Source organism: Ruegeria sp. AF7, from assembly GCF_056541885.1.
This window is the reverse complement of the sequence record NZ_JBQFYX010000001.1, coordinates 640,009-662,466: the sequence shown is the minus strand read 5'-3', so window position 1 is coordinate 662,466 and position 22,458 is coordinate 640,009. Positions and strand designations below refer to the sequence as shown.

The 22,458-nt window shown below is 57.0% G+C and carries 27 protein-coding genes and 1 other RNA gene; 14 read left to right on the top strand and 14 right to left on the bottom strand.

The genetic code is table 11. The features are described from left to right. Positions 1–31: 31 nt before the first annotated feature. Complete coding sequence (locus ACR0AP_RS03360; protein WP_480481072.1) at positions 32–265, bottom strand: sulfurtransferase TusA family protein; 234 nt, start codon at positions 263–265, stop codon at positions 32–34. A gap of 106 nt (positions 266–371) precedes the next feature. Here ACR0AP_RS03360 and ACR0AP_RS03355 point away from each other — a divergent pair, with 106 nt between their 5' ends. The 4 genes from ACR0AP_RS03355 (at position 372) to ACR0AP_RS03340 (ending at position 4,690) form a co-directional block, all read left to right on the top strand. After that, the gene (locus ACR0AP_RS03355; RefSeq protein WP_480505282.1) at positions 372–1,124 is read left to right on the top strand and encodes a cytochrome c biogenesis CcdA family protein; all 753 of its coding nucleotides are present in this window, start codon (positions 372–374) and stop codon (positions 1,122–1,124) included. Between the two features lie 62 nt (positions 1,125–1,186). Next, positions 1,187–2,389: a hypothetical protein gene (locus ACR0AP_RS03350; protein WP_480505280.1), complete on the top strand. Its 1,203-nt coding sequence runs from the start codon at positions 1,187–1,189 to the stop codon at positions 2,387–2,389. Continuing rightward, complete coding sequence (locus tag ACR0AP_RS03345) at positions 2,386–3,735, top strand: cytochrome P450 (protein WP_480505278.1); 1,350 nt, start codon at positions 2,386–2,388, stop codon at positions 3,733–3,735. The genes ACR0AP_RS03350 and ACR0AP_RS03345 overlap by 4 nt, the downstream gene beginning before the upstream one ends. Before the next feature lie 73 nt (positions 3,736–3,808). Then, positions 3,809–4,690: a fructose bisphosphate aldolase gene (locus ACR0AP_RS03340; protein WP_480505276.1), complete on the top strand. Its 882-nt coding sequence runs from the start codon at positions 3,809–3,811 to the stop codon at positions 4,688–4,690. A 3-nt stretch (positions 4,691–4,693) separates the two neighbouring features. Here ACR0AP_RS03340 and ACR0AP_RS03335 read toward each other — a convergent pair whose 3' ends face one another. The 4 genes from ACR0AP_RS03335 to fumC are packed head-to-tail and all read right to left on the bottom strand — an operon-like array spanning position 4,694 to position 7,144. Then, entirely contained in the window at positions 4,694–5,296 is a 603-nt protein-coding gene (locus ACR0AP_RS03335; protein ID WP_480505274.1) for a DNA-3-methyladenine glycosylase I, read from the bottom strand. 59 nt (positions 5,297–5,355) lie between these two features. Next, on the bottom strand, positions 5,356–5,577 hold the full coding sequence (locus ACR0AP_RS03330) for a ribbon-helix-helix domain-containing protein (RefSeq protein WP_209504003.1): 222 nt from the start codon (positions 5,575–5,577) through the stop codon (positions 5,356–5,358). Further along, positions 5,574–5,750 carry a DUF4169 family protein gene (locus ACR0AP_RS03325; RefSeq protein WP_267364384.1) on the bottom strand — a complete coding sequence of 59 codons (177 nt, stop codon included), beginning with the start codon at positions 5,748–5,750 and terminating at the stop codon, positions 5,574–5,576. The genes ACR0AP_RS03330 and ACR0AP_RS03325 overlap by 4 nt, the downstream gene beginning before the upstream one ends. Continuing rightward, a complete protein-coding gene (fumC, locus tag ACR0AP_RS03320) occupies positions 5,750–7,144 on the bottom strand; it encodes a class II fumarate hydratase (protein ID WP_480505272.1) in 1,395 nt (464 codons plus the stop codon). Before fumC ends, ACR0AP_RS03325 begins: the two co-directional genes overlap by 1 nt. Before the next feature lie 206 nt (positions 7,145–7,350). Between fumC and ACR0AP_RS03315 the strand changes: the two genes are divergently transcribed. Further along, a complete protein-coding gene (locus tag ACR0AP_RS03315) occupies positions 7,351–7,914 on the top strand; it encodes a hypothetical protein (protein WP_480481056.1) in 564 nt (187 codons plus the stop codon). A gap of 27 nt (positions 7,915–7,941) precedes the next feature. Here ACR0AP_RS03315 and ACR0AP_RS03310 read toward each other — a convergent pair whose 3' ends face one another. The 9 genes from ACR0AP_RS03310 to ACR0AP_RS03270 all read right to left on the bottom strand — a co-directional run bounded on the left by ACR0AP_RS03310 (position 7,942) and on the right by ACR0AP_RS03270 (position 14,932). Continuing rightward, positions 7,942–8,403: an SspB family protein gene (locus tag ACR0AP_RS03310; RefSeq protein WP_480505270.1), complete on the bottom strand. Its 462-nt coding sequence runs from the start codon at positions 8,401–8,403 to the stop codon at positions 7,942–7,944. Positions 8,404–8,479: 76 nt separating this feature from the next. After that, a complete protein-coding gene (gene chrA / locus ACR0AP_RS03305) occupies positions 8,480–9,733 on the bottom strand; it encodes a chromate efflux transporter (protein ID WP_480505268.1) in 1,254 nt (417 codons plus the stop codon). Continuing rightward, positions 9,730–10,545 (bottom strand): chromate resistance protein ChrB domain-containing protein, encoded by an 816-nt coding sequence (locus tag ACR0AP_RS03300; protein ID WP_480505266.1) that lies wholly within the window; start codon positions 10,543–10,545, stop codon positions 9,730–9,732. Before ACR0AP_RS03300 ends, chrA begins: the two co-directional genes overlap by 4 nt. A 131-nt stretch (positions 10,546–10,676) precedes the next feature. Next, a complete protein-coding gene (locus tag ACR0AP_RS03295) occupies positions 10,677–11,108 on the bottom strand; it encodes an ester cyclase (RefSeq protein ID WP_209503996.1) in 432 nt (143 codons plus the stop codon). Positions 11,109–11,207: 99 nt separating this feature from the next. Next, positions 11,208–11,554: a transfer-messenger RNA gene (gene ssrA / locus ACR0AP_RS03290) on the bottom strand. 36 nt (positions 11,555–11,590) lie between these two features. Then, complete coding sequence (locus tag ACR0AP_RS03285) at positions 11,591–11,953, bottom strand: DUF4345 family protein (protein ID WP_480505264.1); 363 nt, start codon at positions 11,951–11,953, stop codon at positions 11,591–11,593. Between the two features lie 65 nt (positions 11,954–12,018). Continuing rightward, positions 12,019–12,669, bottom strand: a complete 651-nt coding sequence (locus tag ACR0AP_RS03280; RefSeq protein ID WP_267364371.1) for a hypothetical protein — start codon at positions 12,667–12,669, stop codon at positions 12,019–12,021. Between the two features lie 13 nt (positions 12,670–12,682). Beyond that, complete coding sequence (locus tag ACR0AP_RS03275; RefSeq protein ID WP_480505262.1) at positions 12,683–14,083, bottom strand: selenium-binding protein SBP56-related protein; 1,401 nt, start codon at positions 14,081–14,083, stop codon at positions 12,683–12,685. Between the two features lie 117 nt (positions 14,084–14,200). Next, positions 14,201–14,932, bottom strand: coding sequence for a FadR/GntR family transcriptional regulator (locus ACR0AP_RS03270; RefSeq protein WP_480505260.1), 732 nt, complete (start codon positions 14,930–14,932; stop codon positions 14,201–14,203). 115 nt (positions 14,933–15,047) lie between these two features. On the opposite strand from ACR0AP_RS03270, the gene ACR0AP_RS03265 reads away from it, so the two are divergent. The 9 genes from ACR0AP_RS03265 to dxr all read left to right on the top strand — a co-directional run bounded on the left by ACR0AP_RS03265 (position 15,048) and on the right by dxr (position 22,455). Then, positions 15,048–15,812 (top strand): DUF2182 domain-containing protein, encoded by a 765-nt coding sequence (locus ACR0AP_RS03265; protein WP_480505811.1) that lies wholly within the window; start codon positions 15,048–15,050, stop codon positions 15,810–15,812. Positions 15,813–15,816: 4 nt separating this feature from the next. Then, entirely contained in the window at positions 15,817–16,521 is a 705-nt protein-coding gene (locus ACR0AP_RS03260) for a DUF1326 domain-containing protein (RefSeq protein WP_480505258.1), read from the top strand. Positions 16,522–16,675: 154 nt separating this feature from the next. Continuing rightward, positions 16,676–16,810, top strand: coding sequence for a DinB family protein (locus tag ACR0AP_RS03255; RefSeq protein ID WP_480505256.1), 135 nt, complete (start codon positions 16,676–16,678; stop codon positions 16,808–16,810). Then, positions 16,811–17,914 carry a dimethylsulfoniopropionate demethylase gene (locus tag ACR0AP_RS03250; protein WP_480505254.1) on the top strand — a complete coding sequence of 368 codons (1,104 nt, stop codon included), beginning with the start codon at positions 16,811–16,813 and terminating at the stop codon, positions 17,912–17,914. A gap of 106 nt (positions 17,915–18,020) precedes the next feature. Then, on the top strand, positions 18,021–19,016 hold the full coding sequence (gene acuI / locus ACR0AP_RS03245; RefSeq protein WP_480505252.1) for an acryloyl-CoA reductase: 996 nt from the start codon (positions 18,021–18,023) through the stop codon (positions 19,014–19,016). A 183-nt stretch (positions 19,017–19,199) separates the two neighbouring features. Beyond that, entirely contained in the window at positions 19,200–19,763 is a 564-nt protein-coding gene (gene frr / locus ACR0AP_RS03240; protein ID WP_209596181.1) for a ribosome recycling factor, read from the top strand. Between the two features lie 9 nt (positions 19,764–19,772). Further along, positions 19,773–20,504 (top strand): isoprenyl transferase, encoded by a 732-nt coding sequence (locus ACR0AP_RS03235; protein ID WP_480505250.1) that lies wholly within the window; start codon positions 19,773–19,775, stop codon positions 20,502–20,504. Further along, a complete protein-coding gene (locus tag ACR0AP_RS03230; RefSeq protein ID WP_480505248.1) occupies positions 20,501–21,283 on the top strand; it encodes a phosphatidate cytidylyltransferase in 783 nt (260 codons plus the stop codon). The genes ACR0AP_RS03235 and ACR0AP_RS03230 overlap by 4 nt, the downstream gene beginning before the upstream one ends. Continuing rightward, positions 21,283–22,455 carry a 1-deoxy-D-xylulose-5-phosphate reductoisomerase gene (gene dxr / locus ACR0AP_RS03225; protein ID WP_480505247.1) on the top strand — a complete coding sequence of 391 codons (1,173 nt, stop codon included), beginning with the start codon at positions 21,283–21,285 and terminating at the stop codon, positions 22,453–22,455. The genes ACR0AP_RS03230 and dxr overlap by 1 nt, the downstream gene beginning before the upstream one ends. Positions 22,456–22,458 lie beyond the last annotated feature (3 nt).

Genomic DNA, 22,458 nt, shown 5'->3' with positions numbered 1-22,458 from the left:
CAGATTTGCCCGCCTTTTTTATATCATTAAGTCAGTCGGATTTTTGGATCAGATAGACCTGATGTTCGCCATCCAAATCCTGAGACAGCAATGTGTGGCCAGCTTCGGCGCAAAAATGCGGGACATCGATGATGGCTGCCGGGTCATCAGCCAGCACACGCAACACAGAACCTTGCGGCATGGATTTCAGCCGTTTGCGGGCCTTGAGGACGGGCAGCGGGCAAAGAAGGCCCAGCGCATCCAGCGTATCTGTAATCTCTGACATGATTTTCGGGATAGGGCGTAGTTGTAATATTGTCCAGATTCCAAGCACGAGGATGTGACTCATTGGCCCCGTGACGGACCGCCAATCATCACTTATGTGCTTAGACATGTTCGGAATAGAAATCATAGACGCGGGGCTGCTGCCCGCCATGTTTGTTGCCCTGCTGGGTGGCCTGATCAGCTTTCTGTCGCCTTGTGTGCTGCCCATCGTGCCGCCCTATCTGGCATATATGAGCGGCGTCACGATCAACGAAATGCAGGATGAGACCCGCGCCCGGCGCAAGGCAACCATGTCAGCGCTGTTCTTTGTGCTGGGCCTGTCGACGGTTTTTCTGCTGTTGGGCTTTACCGCATCTGCCTTTGGAGTGTTCGTGCTGCAAAATCAGGTGCTTTTTGCCAAGCTGTCCGGGGCCGTTGTCATTGTCTTTGGCCTGCATTTCCTGAATGTCCTCCGCATCCCCTTTCTGGACCGCGAAGCGCGGATCGAAACCGGTGATTCCGGTGGCTCGGTCTTTGGGGCTTATATTCTTGGATTGGCCTTCGCATTCGGCTGGACGCCCTGTATCGGGCCCCAACTGGGCGCGATCCTGTCCCTTGCGGCGACCGAGGCCTCGGTGGCGCGGGGCACGCTGTTGCTGGGTGTCTATGCGGCTGGATTGGGTATTCCGTTCCTGCTCGCAGCCATGTTCCTAAACCGCTCTATGACGGTGATGAACCGGATCAAGCCCTATATGGGCGTGATCGAAAAGGTCATGGGGGGGCTGCTGCTGTTCGTGGGCATCATGCTGGTCACAGGCCTGTTCACCCGCTTCAGCTGGTGGTTGCTGGAAACCTTCCCGGCACTTGCGAATTTCGGCTGAGCGTCTGACCCCCTTACCTTGACCTAAAGCCTGCGTTAACCTGCGCGGCAGAAGGTAAAGGCATGAGCAGTCAGAGAAATCAGTCACAGGTGCGCAAACGCCGGGTGTTCTACATCCCCGGTTATGACCCGATGCCGCCGCGACGATATCGCGAGCTTTACCGAACCGAGTCGCAAGCGCAGGCCCGGATTTCGGGATATGAGATCGCCATGGCTCCCAAGTCCGCGGAGGGTCTGTTCGGCTGGTCCGTGACGTCCATTCAGGACGGTGCGTCCGTCGAGACTGAAATTGAAGTACTGGTCTGGTCAGACATCGTGCGCGACAGCATGTCCGCGTCGATCCCTGCCACCTATGCGCAGTTGGCCCACACGGCGTGGATATACATTTCGACCGGTGCTTTGTGGCGCCTCATGCGGTTGCGCAAAGGCCCGGTGATTGCGGCGCTCTATCCGGTGGCGATGTTGGTGTCTCAGCTGCTGGTTGCGTTTGCAGTCGTGTGGGCATCCGTGGCGATGGCTGGCTGGTGGGGTCTGTTTCCGGGTATCGCCGTTGCGGTTGCGCTGATGCTGTGGTTCCGCAAGATCGACAACCGGTTGTTTGCCTACTACCTGATGCATGATTACGCCTATTCCGCACAGTTAAAGGGGGAAACTCCGCTAAAACTGAAGGAAAGGCTGGCCGCATTCCGCAAAGCGATTGAAGCCGCGCTGATATCCAGTGTGGATGAGGTTCTGGTGGTGGGCCACAGTTCGGGTGCGCATCTGGGGGTGTCTGTTCTGGCCGACCTGATCCGCGACAGGGCCGTGCCGCAACAGGGGGCAGAGTTGTCGTTCCTCAGCCTGGGGCAGGTGATGCCTATGGTGTCCTTTCTGCCAAAAGCGCATGGCCTTCGGTCCGACCTTCAATTCCTGTCCTCCAGTTCAGCCATCACATGGGTCGATGTCTCGGCCCCCGGGGATGGCTGCGCATTTGCGCTGTGTGATCCGGTGGCCGTTACAGGGGTGGCCAGGCCGGACAAACGCTGGCCGCTTGTCCTGTCGGCGGCCTTTACCCAAACCCTGGCGCCTGAACGTTGGAAAGCCCTGCGCTGGCGGTTTTTCCGGCTGCATTTTCAATACCTTTGCGCATTCGATAAGCCGGGTCCGTACGACTATTTCCGAATTACGGCAGGCCCTTTGACGCTGAAACAGCGGTTCCTTGGGCGCACACCTTCGCGCAGCCGGATTGAGACGCCAGTGTCCAAATACACGTCGGTGCGTCCATGACCCCGCCCAAGCCCCAGCCGCGCGCAGACAAGGTTTCCCTACTGCGTTACCTGAAACTGTTTCGTCAGGATCTGCTGTCTGCACAGCCAGCGCGCCTTTATCGCGCGTGGATGGCCGAATTCAGGACACCCTTCTTCCGGTCCTTCCTGGTCAATGAACCGGACCTGATTGACATCGTCCTCAGGAAAAGCCCCGAAGATTTTCCTAAATCGGGCCGGATCAGCGAAGGCCTGCGCCCCTTGCTTGGAAATTCGGTGTTTCTAACCAATGGAGAGACGTGGAAACGTCAGCGACGCATCATTGACCCGGCATTTGAGGGCGGGCGGCTGAAAGACACGTTTCCCGCCATGCTGGCCGCAGCAGACGCTTGTGTTGAGCGGTTGCGCCCCCATGTCGGCAAACAGATCGAAGTCGAAGAACAGACAAGCCACGCCGCAGCAGATGTGATTTTTCGCACCTTGTTTTCGGTGCCGATCGACCACGCCATAGCCAGCAAGGTGTTTGAAAAGTTCCGCAACTACCAGCGCGAACAACCTCTGCTGAACCTTGCAGCTTTCGTTCCGCTGCCCAAATGGATGCCTCGGTTCCACTCCCGGACGACACGGAAAAACGCCGAAGACATTCGTAACCTGATCACTGACCTGACCCATGAGCGGGCAGAGGCGATCAAGGCCGGAACCGCCCCCGATGATCTGGCAACCAAGATCATGACAACCGCTGACCCTGAAACCGGTCAGTTTTTCGGGCCCAAAGAAATGGTTGATCAGGTCGCGATCTTCTTTCTGGCAGGCCATGAAACCAGCGCATCGGCCCTGGCGTGGACATTGTATCTGCTGGCGCTTTATCCCGAATGGCAGGAAAGGATTACTGACGAAGCTGCCGCTCTGGACGACCCGACCTTTGCCTCGGTTTCCAAACTCAAGATCAGCCGCGACGTGTTTCGCGAGGCACTGCGCCTGTACCCACCGGTTCCCATGATGGTGCGAGAGGCCAAGTGCCCACACCGTTTCCGAAACAGAGACGTTCCCAAAAGGTCACAAATCGTCATCAGCCCCTGGCACCTGCACCGTCACGAACGGTTATGGGACAATCCCGACGGCTTTGACCCGACCCGCTGGAACAGTGAAAACGGCAAAACATGCCAGCGCGAGGCATATATCCCATTTTCCGCAGGTCCCCGCGTCTGTACCGGAGCCGGGTTTGCCATGGTCGAAGGGCCGCTGATCCTGTCGATGCTGGTGCGAAATTTCAAATTCGAAACAATCAGCGGCAAAACGCCGGTTCCGGTGGCCCATCTGACCGTTCGATCCAGGGATGGCATATGGTTGCGGCTGGTTGAGCGCTAACAAACTACCATCGGTCCTGACTGTGATGTATGCGGGGGAAGACATCGGAATCATCATTGAACGGGAAAACATTATGGCCAAAGCAGAACAGCGCGCGCAGATGATCAACGGCGCAGGCTTTATCGCGGCATTGGATCAAAGCGGCGGCTCGACCCCGAAAGCTCTGGCGTTGTACGGCGTTGATGCGTCGACCTACAGCTCGGACGCTGAAATGTTCGGCGAAATTCAAAAGATGCGCGCGCGGATTATTCTGGCAAATGACTTCACCAAAGACAAAGTCATCGGTGCGATCCTGTTCGAACGCACCCTCGGGGAAGAGATCGAGGGCCGAAAGGTCGCTGATTACCTCTGGTCAGTCAAAGGCATCGTGCCATTCCTGAAAATCGACAAGGGCCTCGAGGATCAGGCCAACGGTGTTCAGTTGATGAAACCGATCCCCGGTCTGGCCGACACGCTGGCTAAGGCAGAAGGCGTGTTCGGTACCAAAGAACGTTCGGTCATCCACGAGGCCAATGCCGAAGGCATCGCGGCCGTGGTTGCCCAGCAATTCGACGTTGCCCGTGAAGTGACTGACGCCGGAATGGTTCCAATCGTCGAGCCGGAGGTCAACATTCATTCAGAAACCAAGGCCGAGGCCGAGGACATTCTGAAAGCTGAAATCCTGAAGAACCTCGACCAGCTGGCCGAAGGGCAGGAGGTCATGCTGAAGCTGACGATCCCGACACAGGCAAACCTGTATGACGAACTGGCCGACCATCCGCGTGTTCTGCGCGTTGTCGCGCTTTCAGGCGGGTATTCGACCGAAGAGGCCTGCAACCTGTTGGAACAGAACGGCAAAATGATCGCGTCTTTCTCGCGCGCACTGACCGAAGGTCTCTCGAAACAGCAGTCGGACGCCGAATTCAACGCCGCTTTGGGCGGCAATATCGACAAGATCTTCAAAGCCTCGGTCTGATCCTCAGACAGGTTTCGTGAAAAAGCGGCGCAACTGTGCCGCTTTTTTTCTGCTGATACAGCCTTCGGCATGGTCATTGACCAGCCCCATGGCCTGCATGAACGCAAACACCGTCGTGGGGCCAACAAACTTCCAGCCCCGTTTCTTGAGGTCCTTCGACATAGCCACCGACTCGGGCGATGTGGATGCCGATTGCGGGGGCGGCGGGGTTTCCGCCTCATATCGCCAGACATAGGCTGCCAGCGATCCTTCTGACGCCACCAGTTCCTGCGCGCGGCGGGCGTTGTTGATCACCGCCTCGATCTTGCCCCGGTGGCGAATGATCCCATCATTTTGCAGCAGACGTTCAACATCGGCTTCAGAGAACTCAGCCATCTTGTTGAAATCAAATCCGTAAAACGCTTCTCGGAAATTCTCGCGCTTGTTCAGGATCGTGCGCCAGCTAAGACCCGATTGAAAACTTTCCAGGCACAGTTTTTCGAACAATCGCTGATCATCCGAGACCGGAAACCCCCATTCGTTGTCATGATAGTCAAAGAATTCCGGCGCTGCCTGGCACCAGGAACACCGAGGTTGACCGTCAGGTCCCAATACCGTGTTACCCATGAATGTACCCCTTTTGTTCCTTGAGGACGTTATACCCAACAGCCAAGATCTGACAAGCGTTAAACCTTGTCTCGGTACCAGTTCAGAATAAACACGCGAATAGCCGAGGCCAATCCGGTTTCCGGGTCGCGGTCAACATCAATTTGCGCGGCCAGTGCATTGATTGGCTGATCTTTTTCTTTCGCAATATCGCGAAATGCCCGCCAGAATTCGTCTTCAAGCGAGACTGATGTCCGGTGTCCCTTGAGGGTCAATGAACGTTTTACCGGTCGACCGCTCATTCATCCAGCTCGTGATTGTCAAGGTCACGCTTCTGCTTGTCCTGCTGAAGTTTGACGATTGTTTTCTCGGACTTGGTGCGCCCAAAGGCGACGGCATTCTGATCTGCGCGGGCCTTCTTTTCGGCCCGCGCCTTTTCTTTTCGATACCGGTTCAGGTTGACCGGCTTGCCCATCAGTCTTTCGGGCCGATCATCTGTTCGGGGCGCACAACGGCATCAAAGGTTGCCTCGTCCACAAACCCCAGCGCAATGGCTTCTTCCTTGAGGGTTGTGCCGTTCTTATGCGCGGTCTTGGCGACCGTGGTGGCGTTGTCATAGCCGATGGTCGGGGCCAGCGCCGTCACCAGCATCAGCGATTCCTTCATCAGCTTGTCGATGCGCGGCTCATTGGCCTTGATGCCCAGCAACATCCGCTCGGTAAAGCTGTCGGCGGCGTCGCCCAGCAACTGGATGGATTGCAACAGATTGTAGGACATCATCGGGTTATAGACGTTCAGCTCGAAATGGCCCTGACTGCCTGCAAAATTCATCGCGGCGTTGTTGCCCATCACATGCGCAGCAACCTGTGTCAGCGCCTCGGCCTGGGTCGGGTTCACCTTGCCGGGCATGATGGACGAGCCGGGCTCGTTCTCGGGCAGGATCAGTTCGCCAAGCCCCGAACGCGGACCAGAGCCCAGGAAACGGATGTCGTTGGCGATCTTATAGCAGCTGCCCGCGATGGTCGCCAAAGCCCCGGACATAAAGACCATGGCGTCATGGGCGGCCAGCGCTTCGAACTTGTTCGGCGCGGTCACGAAGGGCAGGCCGGTGATCTGCGCCATATGGCCCGCCACAGCTTCGCCCCAACCGTTTTGGGTGTTCAGGCCGGTGCCTACGGCGGTGCCACCCTGCGCCAGCTCATAAATACCGGGCAGCGCTGCGTGAACGCGTGCAGTCCCCTGACGGATCTGGTGGGCATAACCACTGAATTCCTGCCCCAGTGTCAGAGGTGTTGCATCCTGCGTATGAGTCCGGCCGATCTTGATGATGTCCTTGAACTCATCTGCCTTCTGCTCAAGACCAGAGGCCAGCTTTTCCAGCCCAGGCAGAAGGACGTCACGAACACTCATCGCTGTGGCGATGTGCATCGCGGTGGGAAAGGTGTCATTCGACGACTGACCCATGTTGCAGTGATCGTTCGGATGCACGGGGTCTTTTGAACCGATGACACCGCCCAGAATTTCGATGGCGCGGTTCGCGATGACCTCGTTCGAGTTCATGTTCGACTGGGTGCCGGAACCCGTCTGCCAGACGACCAGCGGAAAGTTGTCGTCAAACTTGCCTTCGATCACCTCACCCGCGGCCTGAATGATGGCATCGGCAATCCTGGCATCCAGTTTTCCGGTCGCCTTGTTCTCCATCGCGCAGGCTTGCTTGATCACGCCCAGCGCACGCACAATGGCGATGGGCTGTTTCTCCCAACCGATCGGGAAGTTCATGATCGAACGCTGCGTTTGCGCGCCCCAATACTTGTCGACAGGAACCTCGAGCGGGCCAAAGCTGTCGGATTCGGTGCGGGTCTGAGACATCTGTCACTCCGTCTGGTATGCTGTTGTATGCCGTTTAGCCGCAGCCAAGCCGTGACGCAATCGGCCAGTTGCGCGCACCTTAAACCCAAGGGCGTCAAAGGTATAGGCGCGGGGTGCGTCACTTTTATTGTTATCGTCGGGGAATGTGCCATTGTGCGCGGCCCCCTCTCAGCTACAATAGGTTCGTAGCCGCCTTGGAGGACAAGATGTCGAATTTCCATCGCATTACGCTTGAAAAAGCGATCGTGTTATTTGCTGTCTGTGCTTTGTGGCTGTCTGTTCTGGGCGCATCTGCGCGCGCCGCGGACATTACCCCGTTCCTGGGGGATTATGTGGGCTCGGCAAATGTCGTGGATGCGGACGGAACCTCAACCCCGCGGGATATGAGCGTTTCCATTTTCGAGACCAAAAACGGGTTCAACGTCAGCTGGCAAACCACGACCTACAAGCTGGACGGGCGGGTAAAAGAACAGCAGTTTTCCATCGACTTCGTGCCCTCGGACCGCCCGGATGTATTTTCGGCCGCAATGAAACGCAACGTGTTCGGTCATGAGGTTCCGCTGGATCCGATGAAAGGTGAACCCTTCGTCTGGGGGCGTATCGAAGGCGAAACGCTGACGGTGTTTTCGTTGTTCATTGACGTTGACGGCGGATATGAATTGCAGCAGTTCGACCGAACCCTGGCCGAAGACGGGCTGAACCTGTCATTTTCACGCTTCATAGACGGCCAGAAATCCCGATCAGTCGAAACATTTCTGATGAAACGCTGAACCCCGCGCCGGGCGGGGCTCAAAGGCTTATTTGCGGAAGCTGTCCAGCGACACGACATCGGCGTCGTGATGTGCCTCTTCTTCCTCTTCGACCTCGATCAAGTCATCTGCAACATAATCGTCCTCATCTTCGTCGTCCGGGCTTTCGAACCGCAGTCCAAATTCCACCGATGGATCGACAAAGGTCTTGATCGCGCCATAAGGAATATAGAGCGGTTCCGGCGCGTCCCCGAAATTGAGAGTAATGGCGAACCCGTTCTCTCCGACTTCGAGGTTTTCAAACCAGTGCTGCATGACGATTGTCATTTCTTCCGGATACCGGTCGCGCAGCCAATCCGCGATGTCCACGCCATCTTCGCGTGTGTCGAAGGTAATGAAAAAGTGATGCGCTCCGGGCAGACCGGATTTCGATACATCCGTCAGCACAGTCTTGATAAGCCCGCGCATGGCGGTGTGCATCAGGTTGCCATAGTCGATGCCTTGCGACATGTGTCATCCTCAAAAGTGGTTAAGCTCAGCATAGGGGTTTTGTTCGGAAACGAAAGGGCAGGTATGATCGGATTGATCAGATATTATGCGCAGCCAGCCCTGCCATTGACATCAGAACCAGCACCGTACCGATCCCCAATTTTAGTCTAAATATCAATATTCCAGCAATAAAGGTTAACGCAAGCGCCGGGATATCGAGCGAGGACAGTCGGGGCACGGGTATTGCCGCCGGACCCAAATTCATATCTGGCACCGATTCGAAAAGAACATTCAGGGCAAACCACACGGAAAGGTTGAGAATCACTCCGACAACAGCGGCGGTGATACCGTGAAGGGCGGCAGACAGGCGGGGACGTGTGGCCAGACGGTCAAGGTAAGGGGCCGTCAGGAAAATCCACAAAAAGCAGGGCACAAACGTTGCCCATAGCGCAACAGCGCCCGCAGCAAGCGCCAGTGAGAACCCACCGTTGATCTGTCCCGCCAGCATGGCGACAAACTGTGTAACCAGTATCAATGGCCCGGGGGTGGTTTCTGCGAGACCCAATCCGTCAATCATCTGGTCTGCACTGATCCAGTGATACTGATCCACAACCGTTTGCGACATATAGGCCAGAACGGCATAGGCGCCGCCAAAGGTCACAACAGCCAGACGGGCAAAGAACCACCCCAGATCGCTGAGCAATTGATGGCCGCTGAGTGTTAACGCAACAAGCGGCCCCAGCCAAAGCGGCAACCAGATCGCTATCGTCCGGGCCGAGCGGGCAAGGTGCGGCGTGTCCTGAGCCGCGGTTTTCCCGATGGGTCCATTATAACGCAAATACCCCCAAAGGGCCGCGATCAAAATGATCAGGGGGAAGGGCAGGTTGAACAGAAAGATCGACAGAAACGACAGACCCGCGATGACACGATGCTCCGTATCCGTCAGCGCCTTACCTGACAGCTTGCGCAGGGCTTGCAGGACGATCACAATGACGGTCGCCTTGATGCCGGTAAATGCGGATTGCACCAGTGGAACGTCGCCGAATGCTGAATAAAGCGCGACCAGAACAGTAATGACAAACGCCCCCGGCAACACGAACAGGCTGCCCGCAATCAGCCCGCCCGCGACGCCGCGCAAACGCCAGCCTGCGTAGGTTGCTAATTGCATTGCCTCGGGACCGGGCAGCAACATGCACAAGGAAAGCGCGCGCAGATAGGTCTGTTCATCCAGCCAGGGCCTGTGCTCGACCAGTTCCTGATGCATCAGCGAGATCTGGGCAGCGGGCCCCCCAAATGACAACAGGCCGATCCGTCCGAATACCTTGAAAAGGTCCAGTGTCGAAGGTTTCATGCGCCATGACCCGATGGCCAGTCATGCTTTTCATCAAATCCGTCGCGTGCCCAGCGGAACAGGGCATCATAAAGGTGCAACCCAGCTTCAAGCTGAGCATGATCATCGCGATACTGGCGGGACAAACCAACCGAGAACGCCAGCAACCCAGCGGCTTCCGGGGCCAGATCGTGCTGGTCGGTATCCGCAGCGCGTATGATCCGGGCCATACGCTCAAGCGCCTCGGTTCGCAGGTCAAATGCCCGGATCATCGTGTCAAATGTGCAGCCGCTGTCCTGATGTGTCCAAAATGCATTCGGAACGTCAAAGGGGGTGGCATCAAAATGATCAACGACTCCCTGAACTTCTTCCGACGCGACGAAAAGGAACCGTGCATTGCGGTCAACAAACCGGCGGATCAGCCAGGGGCAGGCGATACGATCAATTTTGGGCCTTTGGCGCGTAACCCACAATGTGCTGCCATTAATGGGCGCCGGCAGAATCGACTGTGGGATCAACGGCGCCTCGCGCTGCTCGTGCCACCCTTCAAACCCGCCTTCCAGATGTTCGGCGTTTTTGCCCATCCCGCGCAGCCAGGACGCCACCCCCTGGCTGAGCTTTTTGCCCTTGTGGCAAATAATTACACAAGGGTCGTTGCCAATCAGACGGCTTATTGCGTCGATTTCCGTGTGCGGTAAGCGAGTTGATCCCGGTATCAGCCGCGGGTCCTCACTGAAATCCGCGTCGGTGCGTATGTCGATCAGAACGGGTACCTGAGGCGTTCCGATCAATCGGCTCAATTGGGTTGGTGTGATGGCGTTAAGGGCAGCCATAGCATGTCTCCTTTAGTCATTCGGATCCATGCGAAGCTTGGGCTGACGCCTCACGGGGTGTTCGCAAGCTGACCCCCTGCATCAGTGCTACCGCGCAAGAACGTAGGGGGTCAAGTTTACGGTTTGAACCGTCAGGCCCAGTCGAGCCTCTGACCGGTCATGCACACCGGAAGGGTGTCGGCAGGAAACTGACCCATCTCTTCAAAAAACGAGATGAAATCGAAATGATTATACGCTTCGACCATCTTATTGTTTTTGAACCGGGCCATGACCTGACCGGTCACCTCCAAAGGGGCACCATTATCGGCCCGGCACGTCTGCACATGCAGGATTGCGGATACCCAATCGCCATTCTCGATGATCTTGGGCAAATCCACCTTGATATCCCCCAAGACATGGCGAAACGCCGTGACGAGATCCCGAAAATCGTCCGCACCCACCTGCATTTCGGGGATCAGCCCCTCGGCCATGGTTTCTGGCGCAAAGAACTGATCGATCGCCTCGGTGTTTCCGTTTTCCCAAACCTCAGAATACCAGGATCTGAGTATCTCTGAATTCGTCATCCCAACGCTCCTGTCCAACTGCGAACACGATGGCAAAAAGGAATGAACAAACTCTGAATCTGCGCAAAGGCGGCGTAAATCTTAGACATATTGGGGGGAAGTGCAGGTTTCTGTTGCCAGGTACCTGCGAACCCCGCCTTACGCGGCTAGGCGCAAGGACTTAAGTTTCGGTCTTGTTACTGCTTACGCAGCAACTGCAACCGGAGCACGATTGTCGTTTGCAATTGTACTGTTTTCGCCGGTAACGGTGGCAGACAGCCGAGACAAAGCTTACCCCTTTAGACGTTCGTCGATCCTGTTTCGGCCCCGTGATCCTCAAACGAAGGATTTTGGTGGAGCCGCCGGGTACCGCCCCCGGGTCCGATCCGCTTATTACGAGCGCGTTTATGTCCATAGTCCCGAAGGACACCTCATATATAGGTGAGGAGAGCTGCGGATGCAAACCCGGAATGCACATCTTTGTTAGCTTTAATTACAAAGTGTTACGCGTCCCTGTTGAAGTTGGCGGCGATCAACCATATCGCCAGCACCAGTTCGATTCCACCAAAGGTTGCTGCCTTCACAAAAGGCGGGTTATCCAGCGCCAGTGACAGGAAGCGGCCCAATGCGGCACCCGCATAGACTATGCCCAGCATCGTGTAGGCCATCGGAGCATTCAGCCAGATGACAGCAATGCCCGAGACCACAAACAGCCCTCCGACCGAAGCGCGCAGCTCGCTCAGACCCATGGTGCTGTTGGTGGGTGCCAGATCCAGCGCGTTGGCGGTATGAACTGGCGCCAGAAAGCCGAACAGGCCAAAACCGATTGTCAGCAACGCGGCAATGACATTCAGGGTCGTGATCATCCGGGCCTCATTGAATTGTAATATCAGCACCTGAGGATAGTGTGTTGCGGCCCAAAGGAAAGCGATTAAACCGCCGACCACAGCCCCAAAAGACCAACTAAAACAAGGCTGAGCGCCCAGATGAGTTCAAGGTTGAACCAGCTGCGGGACAGGAAACGCAGCCCCAGCCAACGATAAACAGCGAAGGCCAGAAACCCTCCGCCCAGAACCATGGCGGCGGTGTGCAAGGCCGCAACTCCCAGAACCAGCAGACCGTTTGTTGTCATGATTTTGGAGATCGCCTGATGACCGGCATCCAGTTCATCCAGCTGGCACAGACCAAGATAGATCGGAACCAGCATAAGGGCGGCCCCGTGGGCAAGCGCCACCAGAAACGACCACAGCGCCAGTTTGCTGGGCGGTATGCGCGACAGAAAACGGGGATGACGGCGGGTGATCGCAATGTATAGCCCCATCGCGATGACAATCAACGCAGCCCCGATGCGGATTTCCCGTTGATAATCGACCAGAACGGCCATCAGCGCAAAAGGCAGAAGGACACCCAGCATGGCAATGAAATGTCCACCTGCCAAAGCTGCCAGCGCGCGCCAGAGGGCGGATTGGCGCTGCTCCATCAGGGCCGAGGAAACCGCCAGCGGCCAGCCCATCCCGGGGTTCAGCCCGTGATACGCGCCGCTTAGAACAACGGCCAGCCAAAGGCCAGCCGTTGATGTCATCAGGATCTCCAATTCAGACCGAAGGGTAACAGAAACTGTCGGTTGAACAATCTCCACCCTCCAGCCGGATTTGGTGGCTGCGATATCCTTTGGGGAAATCAACCCAGAACTTCGGGTCCAAAACCAGCCCGCCATTCTCGCCGACATCGGCCTTGACCATGGCCGCGCCGCCTTCTTCGGGATAGAACTGATCGTCCCACGTGGAATAAAGTGAATTGGTCCAATAAACGCGTTTACCATCGCGGCTGATCTCGACCATTTGTGGCCCATAGCCAAAGGTCTGTCCGTTCGGATGTTTGGTCTTTTTTACAATACCTCCGATTTCAACTTTCCCGGCAAGGGTCGGGTTCATCGGATCGGATACATCATATTGATGCATCTCGCCGGTGCCCCAGCAAGCGACATAAAGGTATTTGTCATCCAGGCTCAGGTCGATATCGGTGACCAGTGGTGGTACGGCGGCAAACCCCTTCAGAAGTTCAGGAAGATCATCTGGATCAGCGGGTTGCGGGTCGATGGTGATCGTTTTCTTGGCTTCGAACGTGCCATCTTCATTGCGCCACCACGTAAAGATTGCGCCTTGCAGGTTGGTGGTATCGACGACAACACCACAGAACCCGTATTGTTTGACCGGGTCATGCGCGGGCCGGATTTCCAGCGCCATCTGGTGGTTTTCGCCCAGATCGATGGTTTGGATATTGGTCCGGTTGCGCAGGTTCCAGAAATGGATGCGGTGACCGTATTTGTTCGAAAGCAGATCCTCGGCCACCAGCCCGTTTTCAAATTGCGGGGGAAGGCCCCATTCGGAACTGACCATGTAATCGCGCGGCAGATTCCACCAGAAATCATAGTGCTTGTCCTGCACGCCGCGCTCGATCTCATAGCGCCCGATGATCTCGAAGGTTTCACAATCCATGATGAAAATACCCGGAGGGCCATCCGTGCCGTCCTCACCGCCGCCGCCCAGCGTGCTCACATAGATGCCTTCCGGCCCGCAATGGATCGTGTGTGGTCGTGAATACCCGGTTTTGTCAAAGACTTCCTCGGGCTCGATGATCTTGTGAATCTTCGCCTCAAGCGGGTTCTTTACATCGATGATGTATATCCGGCTCGACCGGATACCTGGGATGATCAGATAGCGACGTTCCAGAAACGCATGACCGCTGAGCGGGGAAAGCGACGAGGAACAGGCATTCCAACCGAAATGGTGAAACTCGTCGCCTTTTTCGGGCATGATCACCTGATGCACGATCTTCCCGAAATCGGCCGAGGTCGGATCGACATTCACAACTGCCAGCCCGTCAGGTTGCGAAAAATCGGGGCTGAGCATCAGCGTGAATGCAAGCGTTTCAGCGGGGCCTTCCATCGCCAGCTTGGCCGACGGATAAAAGGTTGGGTCCGGTCTTTTGTTCATAACGTCCTCCCGTAAATCATTGTCATTCAATTCTTATTGAGAGTTCCGGTCTTGGCGCCGGATGACATTCTGCCTGCTCGTACCTCTGCCTTTGAAAGTATGTTTCCGTTTAAGCCTTCAGGCCGGTTTGCGTTTGCGTACGGCCACATCGTGGGCCAGTTGCTGTGTGTAATGCTCCAGGTCGACCAACGCCGTGTCGACAATATCTGCGTCTCTGGCTTCAAGCGCGTCCGCAATTCTGGTGTGCAATGCGATGATTTCTTCGCGCGACCGAGCTGTGAAGGTAATCATGTTCATCAAAGGTTGCATCGCCTCGACCGCGCCAGCCAGTTGATAGGACAGGACCGGGTTGTCGGCCCCGTCTACCAGGGCCCTGTGAAAGGTGACGTCTGAGGCACAAAACGCCTCATCCGTCAGACCGGGCTGGGACTGGCGAAAGATTTCCGCCCGCATCGTGGCAAGCTGATCCGCCGTTCGTCGTTGGGCAGACAGGGGGGCACAGGCCCGTTCCAGCGCATAGCGGGCCTCGCAGGCCGTATCAAAGCTGACCGCGTTCATCGACAGCAGCAGGGTCGAGGTCGTGATCTGCTGCGAATAGGCATCTTCGAAACTCAGACGGTTTACGAACGCACCTCCGGTTGCGCCACGCTGCGTGCGGATCAGGGATTGCGCCGCCAGTCGTTTCAAAGCCTCACGCACAGTTGGGCGCGAGACTTGAAATTGCTCGGAAAGTTCCGCTTCCGAGGGTAGGCGCGCATCCACGATCAACTCGCCTGAGACAATCGCGTCCCGGATGGCATGTGCAATCTGGGCAGACAGGTCGGCGGTTTTCCGAGGCGCGGTTTTCATGTTCAGAAGACCCTGAGCAAATTTTTATTTGTCTGACATTTAAAAGTCTGACATTTGAAAAGCAAGAGAGTTGAGTCGGGAGGCCGAAGTGAGTCGTACTTGGCTACGCAGCGGAATGTGGCTGGGCTTTTATGTCCTGATCCTGTGGGGATGGTGGGTCATGTTCGCGATGGGCCGCGACATGGATCTTGACCTGATCGGTCGTCCGGGGCCCATGGGGCAGGCGATGGCTGCGATGGACCCGCGCATGGACATGTACATGCCCATGGCCGAGTTTGGCACGCTGTTCTGGATGTGGGCGATCATGATGGCGGCCATGATGCTGCCAACGCTTGTTCCGACCCTGCGCAGCTATGACGACCTGATCCAAAGCGCCAATGGCACCCGTGCCGGGTGGCTGGGTGTGCTTGCAGGGTATTCCTTGGTCTGGGTCGGATTTGCGGCTGTGATCGCGGGAACGCAACTGGCTTTGCTGTTTGGTGGTGTGATCGACATGCTGGGCATTGCCAGATCCGGCTGGGTTGCGGGCGGGTTGATGATCGCGGTTGGCGCGTTTCAGTTCTCGCGCGTCAAAGAGGTCTGCCATGGCGTGTGCCACGCCCCAATGACCTATTTCCTGGGCCATTGGAAAACCGGATTTGCGGGCGGTGTGCGCATGGGGCTGGGCCTTGGTGCCTTCTGCGTCGGATGCTGCTGGGGTTTCATGGCGCTGGGATTTGTGGGCGGCGTCATGAGCCTGTTGTGGATGGGTCTTACGACCCTGTTCATGGTATTGGAGAAACTTCCCCAGATCGGGCATGCTGTGACCCGGCCAATGGGGTTTGCGCTGATTGCGGGCGGTCTTGTTCTGCTCGTTTATCCAATTAGCTACGGAGGATAAGCCAATGGCTAAGAACAGAAAACCAGACGCCGACCGGTTGCCCGTCAGCCAACGCATCGACAGCCGGATGCCCAATCCCAAACGGCGCGAGATGAGTCCGACGGACTGGGCCATCAAGGGTGAGTTGATCCTGAACTGCTCGTGTGATGTGTTCTGTCCCTGCGTCGTTTCACTGGGCGCGCACCCTCCGACCGAAGGGCATTGCCATGCCTGGATGGGTATTATCGTTGATGAGGGCCATTATGAGGGCGAGGACCTGTCAGGTCTGAATGTCGGCCTGCTTGTAGATATTCCCGGCCGGATGGGTGAAGGCCAGTGGAAAGTGGCGGCTTACGTCGATGATCGCGCCAGCGGCAAAGCCTATAACGGGTTGCTGCAAATCTTCAGCGGGCAGGCGGGCGGTACCACCGGTCTGTTCACCATGCTCGTCAGCGAAATCATCGGGGCCGAACGGGCGCCGGTTCAGATCGAGCGCGACGGCACCAAACGCCGCATCATGATCGGTCGCAAGATTCAGGGTGAGATCGAGATGTTGGCGGGCAAAGACCCCGAGCATCCCGTGATGGTTTCAAACTCAAAATACTGGATGGGACCGGACATCATCGTGGCGCGCGGCACCAAATCGAAAGTGCGCGACTACGGTCGCGTTTGGGATTTTGGCGGCAAGTCCGCTGAGATTTGCCCGATTGATTGGCACGGGCCCAAATGATGATCACAGGCGCGTTTGCGCAAGATGTGGCGCGCCAAAAACACTGGCAAAACTCGCAGTTGGCCGAGTTTCTGCATTAGCTGTCGCATCAGGAACTGACCTGTTTATCGGGCCAATCTCCTGTTGCTTAGTCGTAAAAGAGGTCGATGTCACAATGCCTTACGAAAACTATGTGATCCATTTCTTCAACCATCAGACCCACCACCGGGGTCAAATGCGCAAGATGCTGACCGAAGTTGGGTCGCAAGCGCCCGTCAGCGATATCGTCTTTATGCCCAAGGAGGTTTGAATGCCGCAGATTTCCGCCTCTCGCCGGTTGCGGCGCACACCGTTTTCAGACGGGGTCGAGGCCGCAGGGGTCAAGGGGTACACGGTTTATAATCGTATGCTGTTGCCCACGGTCTTCGAAAGCGTCGAAGCCGATTACCGGCATCTGAAATCCCATGTGCAGGTCTGGGATGTCGCGTGCGAGCGGCAGATCGAGCTGCGCGGACCGGACGCCGCGCGCCTGATGCAGATGCTGACCCCGCGCGATTTGCGGGGAATGCTGCCGGGGCAATGTTTCTATGTCCCCATCGTGGATGAAACCGGCGGTATGCTGAATGACCCGGTTGCGGTAAAACTGTCCGAAGACCGCTGGTGGATTTCAATCGCTGACAGCGATCTGTTGTTGTGGGTCAAGGGAATCGCCGTTGGATATCGTCTGGATGTGCTGGTGGACGAACCGGATGTGTCACCTCTTGCTGTTCAGGGTCCCAAAGCTGACGATCTGATGGCGCGTGTCTTTGGCGACCGGGTGCGCGACATCCGGTTCTTCAAATTCGATATGTTCCAGTTTGAAGGTCGCGATCTGGCTGTGGCGCGATCCGGTTATTCCAAACAGGGCGGGTTCGAGATTTATGTGGAAGGCAGCGATATCGGCATGCCCCTGTGGAACGCTCTGTTTGCGGCAGGGGAAGATTTGCAGGTGCGCGCCGGATGCCCGAACCTGATCGAACGGATTGAAGGCGGTCTGCTGTCCTATGGCAATGACATGACCGACGACAACACCCCGCATGAGTGCAGTCTGGGCAAGTTCTGCAACACACATACCGCGATTGGCTGTATCGGCAGGGACGCGTTGCTGCGTGTGGCCAAGGAGGGGCCCGTTCAGCAAATCCGCCCCATCGCCATTGCGGGCGATCCGGTGCCTGGCTGCGACCGTCCATGGGACCTTTACGGCGACGGCAAGCGTGTGGGGCAGGTGACCTCGGCCGCGTGGTCACCCGATTTCAACACCAACGTAGCCATTGGCATGGTACGCCTGAGCCATTGGGATGCGGGAACAGAGCTGGACGTGGAAACGCCAGATGGGATGCGCCGCGCGACCGTGCAGTCGCATTTCTGGATTTAAAGGGGGGTTTTGGGGGCGCTGCCCCCGTCGCTGCGCGACTCCCCCGGGATATTTAGGGCCAGGTGAAGCAACGGGCCGGCTACAGAAACACGAAAGGAATTGAGAGATGTTCAATGCACTTATGATGGACAAGGACGAAGAAAGCGGTTTGGCGAGCGCGTCGGTCAGGCAGCTCACGCTGGATGATCTGCCCCATGGCGACGTCACGGTCGCGGTTGAATATTCCACAGTGAACTACAAGGACGGTCTGTGTCTGTCCCCCAAGGGGGGCGGTTTGGTGCGGGCGTATCCGCATGTCCCCGGAATTGATTATGCCGGTACCGTCGAGGCATCTTCCGACGCGCGTTACAAGCCCGGTGACAAGGTCGTTCTGACCGGGTGGCGGGTAGGTGAAGCGCACTGGGGTGGTTATTCGCAGAAAGCCAGTGCCAAAGCGGACTGGCTTGTGCCTCTACCGGATGGGCTTGACGCCCGGCTGGCGATGGCTGTTGGGACTGCCGGGTTTACCGCGATGCTGGCCGTGATGGCGTTGGAGGATCACGGGCTGACCCCCGATCGCGGCCCGGTTCTGGTAACCGGGGCGGCCGGTGGTGTCGGTTCGGTGGCAACAGCCATTCTGGGTCATCTCGGCTATCAGGTGGCCGCCGTGACCGGGCGACCTGAAACCGGCGATTACCTGAAATCGCTTGGTGCAACGACAATAGTGCCTCGCGATGAGCTGAATGAGACAACCAAGCGCCCGTTGGAAAGTGAAACCTGGGCTGGCTGCGTGGATGCCGTGGGCGGCGCGATGCTGGCGCGTTTGCTTGGGCAAATGAAATACGGCTGTTCGGTCGCGGCCGTGGGTCTGGCGGGTGGCGCGGCGCTGCCTACAACGGTGATTCCCTTCCTGCTGCGCGGTGTGAACCTTCTTGGCATCGACAGTGTGATGCAGCCTTATGAAAACCGGGTTCGTGCCTGGCAAAGGATCGCGACCGACCTGCCGATGGAAAAGCTTGAGGCCATGATTCAACCGGCGGCTTTGTCCGACCTTCCGCAATTGGGTGCCGATATCCTGAAAGGGCAGGTCAAAGGGCGCGTTGTTGTCGATGTAAATACCTGAGCGCAGAGGACGACCCAAACCTGACCTGATGCGCCGGGTCGGGTTTGGGGGAGGCGCGTTTGGTACAAAATGATCGCAACACCTCTGGCCATTGGTACAAAACCGCCTCATGATTGCTATACATCCCAAATGTGATGGCGTAAGACCCATCCAAAGAGTACCTGAATACGGGGAGTGAGCAGCATGTCTGACGACTTCGAACTGGACACCGATGACCTGAAACGCCGCATGGATGGCGCAATGGTCAATCTGAGAACCGAATTTGCCTCGCTGAGAACCGGGCGCGCATCGGCCTCGATGCTGGAACCTGTCATGGTCGACGCATATGGTTCGATGACACCGATCAACCAGGTGGGCACCGTCAACGTGCCAGAGCCGCGCATGGTCACTATAAATGTGTGGGATAAGTCATTGGTCGGGAAGGTTGAAAAAGCCATTCGCGAAAGCGGACTGGGCATCAACCCGCAGCTGAACGGCACCATCATCATGCTGCCGATTCCCGAGTTGAACGAAGAGCGTCGCCGTGAACTGGGCAAGGTCGCTGGCCAATATGCGGAAAGCGCCCGGATCGCGATCCGCAATGTGCGCCGGGATGGCATGGATCAGATCAAAAAGGCAAAGGCGGACGGTATGTCTGAAGACGATCAGAAGCTGTGGGAAAGCGAAGTGCAGGATCTGACGGATGCGATGATCAAGGCAGTCGATACAGCGCTTGAAACCAAGCAAACTGAAATCATGCAGGTCTGATCTGGTCTGATGCCGAAAGATCCCCAAACCGATCCGGTCTGCGGCCCGCGCCATGTCGCTATCATCATGGATGGCAATGGCCGCTGGGCACAGGCGCGTGGTCGCCCAAGGCTGTTTGGGCACCATGCCGGAGCGCGGCGTGTTCGCGAGGTTGTCGAGGCCTGCCCGCATCTGGGGATCAAGTACCTGACAGTGTTTGCATTCTCGACTGAGAATTGGAAGCGAACGCAGGTTGAGGTGGCCGGGTTAATGAGCCTGTTTCGGCGCTACATCATCAAGGAGACACGGACCCTGGCGGATAATGGCATCCGGGTACGGTTCATTGGCGATCGGGTACGGTTGGATTCGAAACTGACCGAATTGATGGATTCACTGGAAGAAGAAACCAAGGACAACGACCTTGTTCATCTGACAGTCGCACTGAACTATGGCGGTCGGGACGAGGTGGCGCGCGCCACCAAGCGCCTTGCGCGGGATGTGGCCGACGGGCGGCTTAAACCCGAGGATGTGGATGAAGAAACGTTACCTAAGTATCTGGATACACGCGTTCTTCCGGATCCTGACCTTGTCATTCGGACCAGTGGCGAAGCACGGATTTCGAACTTTCTGCTGTGGCAGTCCGCCTATTCCGAGTACGAATTCATAGATACCTTGTGGCCGGATTTCACCGCGGCGGAACTCGAAAGGCTTTGTCGCAACTACGGGGCCAGAGAACGCCGTTACGGGGCGGTTCTGGCATGAGTGATGGCCGGTGGTCTGATCTGACGAGCCGGGTCCTTTCTGCCGCCGTTCTGGTTGCGATAGGGGCCATTGAAGTCTGGCTTGGTGGTCTCTGGTTCGAGGTCTTCATTGCGGCTGCTTGTGGCCTGATGACCTGGGAACTGGTTCGGATGATCGACCCTGAAAGCCAGGGTGTGGCCGTCCAGTTGGGCGTTCTGACTGCGTTTGCCGTTATCCTCAGCTACCACCTGCCAGCGCTGTACACGCTCCCTGTCGTGCTTGCGCCGGCTTTGGTGGGTATGGGACAGATCAGCCGCTCGAAAACCTTGTACGGCATGTTCGCGATCTGGATTGTTGCGGCTGGGCTGGGTTTCATTTCCATTCGCGAAAACTCGGGTTTTGGCTGGATGGTCTGGCTGATTGCGGTGGTGGTTGCCACCGATGTGGCGGGCTATTTTGTGGGTAAAATGGTCGGTGGTCCCAAGTTCTGGCCAAAGGTCAGCCCCAAGAAAACATGGTCGGGAACGGCGGGCGGATGGGCTGCCGCAGCCTGTGTCGGTATCGCCTTCGCAAGCCACGCGGGTTTCGGATTTGCCTTTGTTGTTGTTTCCGTTTTCGCATCAATGGCCAGTCAGGCGGGTGACATAATCGAAAGCGCGATCAAACGTAAGTTCGGGGTCAAGGACAGCTCGAACCTGATCCCGGGTCATGGCGGTTTTCTGGATCGGTTTGACGGCATGATGGGGGCCGCGGTGTTTGTTCTGATTGCAGGGCTTCTGTACACGCCGGGTGAGATGTAATGCGCCGGATTTCCGTTCTTGGGGCCACGGGTTCGATCGGGCAAAACACGCTTGATCTGATTTCGCGTAATCCCGAAGATTATGATGTGGTGGCGCTTACCGGCGGCGCGAATATTCGACAACTTGCCGATGACGCTCGTCGGTTGCGCGCTGATCTGGCTGTCACGGCGCATAAAGACAAGTTGGAGGACCTGCGCGCCGCCTTGGCGGGCAGTGGGGTCGAAGTGGCGGCCGGAGCGCGTGCGATCGACGAAGCTGCCGCGCGTCCGGCGGATTGGGTGATGTCGGCTATCGTCGGAGCAGCGGGCCTTGCGCCTGGGATCGAAGCCCTGAAACAAGGGACGACACTGGCCTTGGCCAACAAGGAAACACTGGTCTGCGCCGGATCATTGGTTCTGGACACTGCAAGAAACCATGGCGCGCGTTTGCTTCCGGTCGACAGTGAACATTCGGCGGTGTTTCAGGCGCTGGTTGGCGAAGATATCGACGCGGTCGAACGCGTGATTATCACGGCAAGCGGCGGAGCATTCCGGGACTGGCCGCTGAAGGATTTGGCAAACGCCACCGTTGAACAAGCGTCCAGCCATCCGAATTGGGATATGGGCCAGCGGATCACGATCGACAGTGCCTCGATGTTCAACAAGGCATTGGAAGTCATAGAGACAAAAGAGTATTTCGGAGTTTCCCCGGATCAAATCGAAGTTTTGGTTCATCCCGAATCCATTGTCCATGCAATGGTCGGGTTTTGTGATGGCGCGATGATGGCACACATGGGTGCCCCCGATATGCGCCACGCCATTGGGTATGCGTTGCACTGGCCGGACAGGCAGGAGTTGCCGGTTCAACGGCTGGACCTGACTAAGCTGGGACAGCTGCGCTTTAACGAACCGGATCTGACACGCTATCCAGCCCTTAAACTTGCCTGGGACGTGATGGAGCGTGGTGGGCTGGCCGGAGCAGTTTTCAACGCCGCCAAGGAACGCGCGCTGGATCACTTCATTGCGCACCGGATCGGTTTTCTGGATATGGCCGATACTGTCTCGGCGGTATTGGACAGATTTGACGCAACGGGTGGCCTTATTGATGCCCCGATGACACTTGATAACGTACAGCAAACCGACCATCTGGCACGTCAGTGGGTCGATAACACTGTGATGGAACGAGCAGGATAGAAT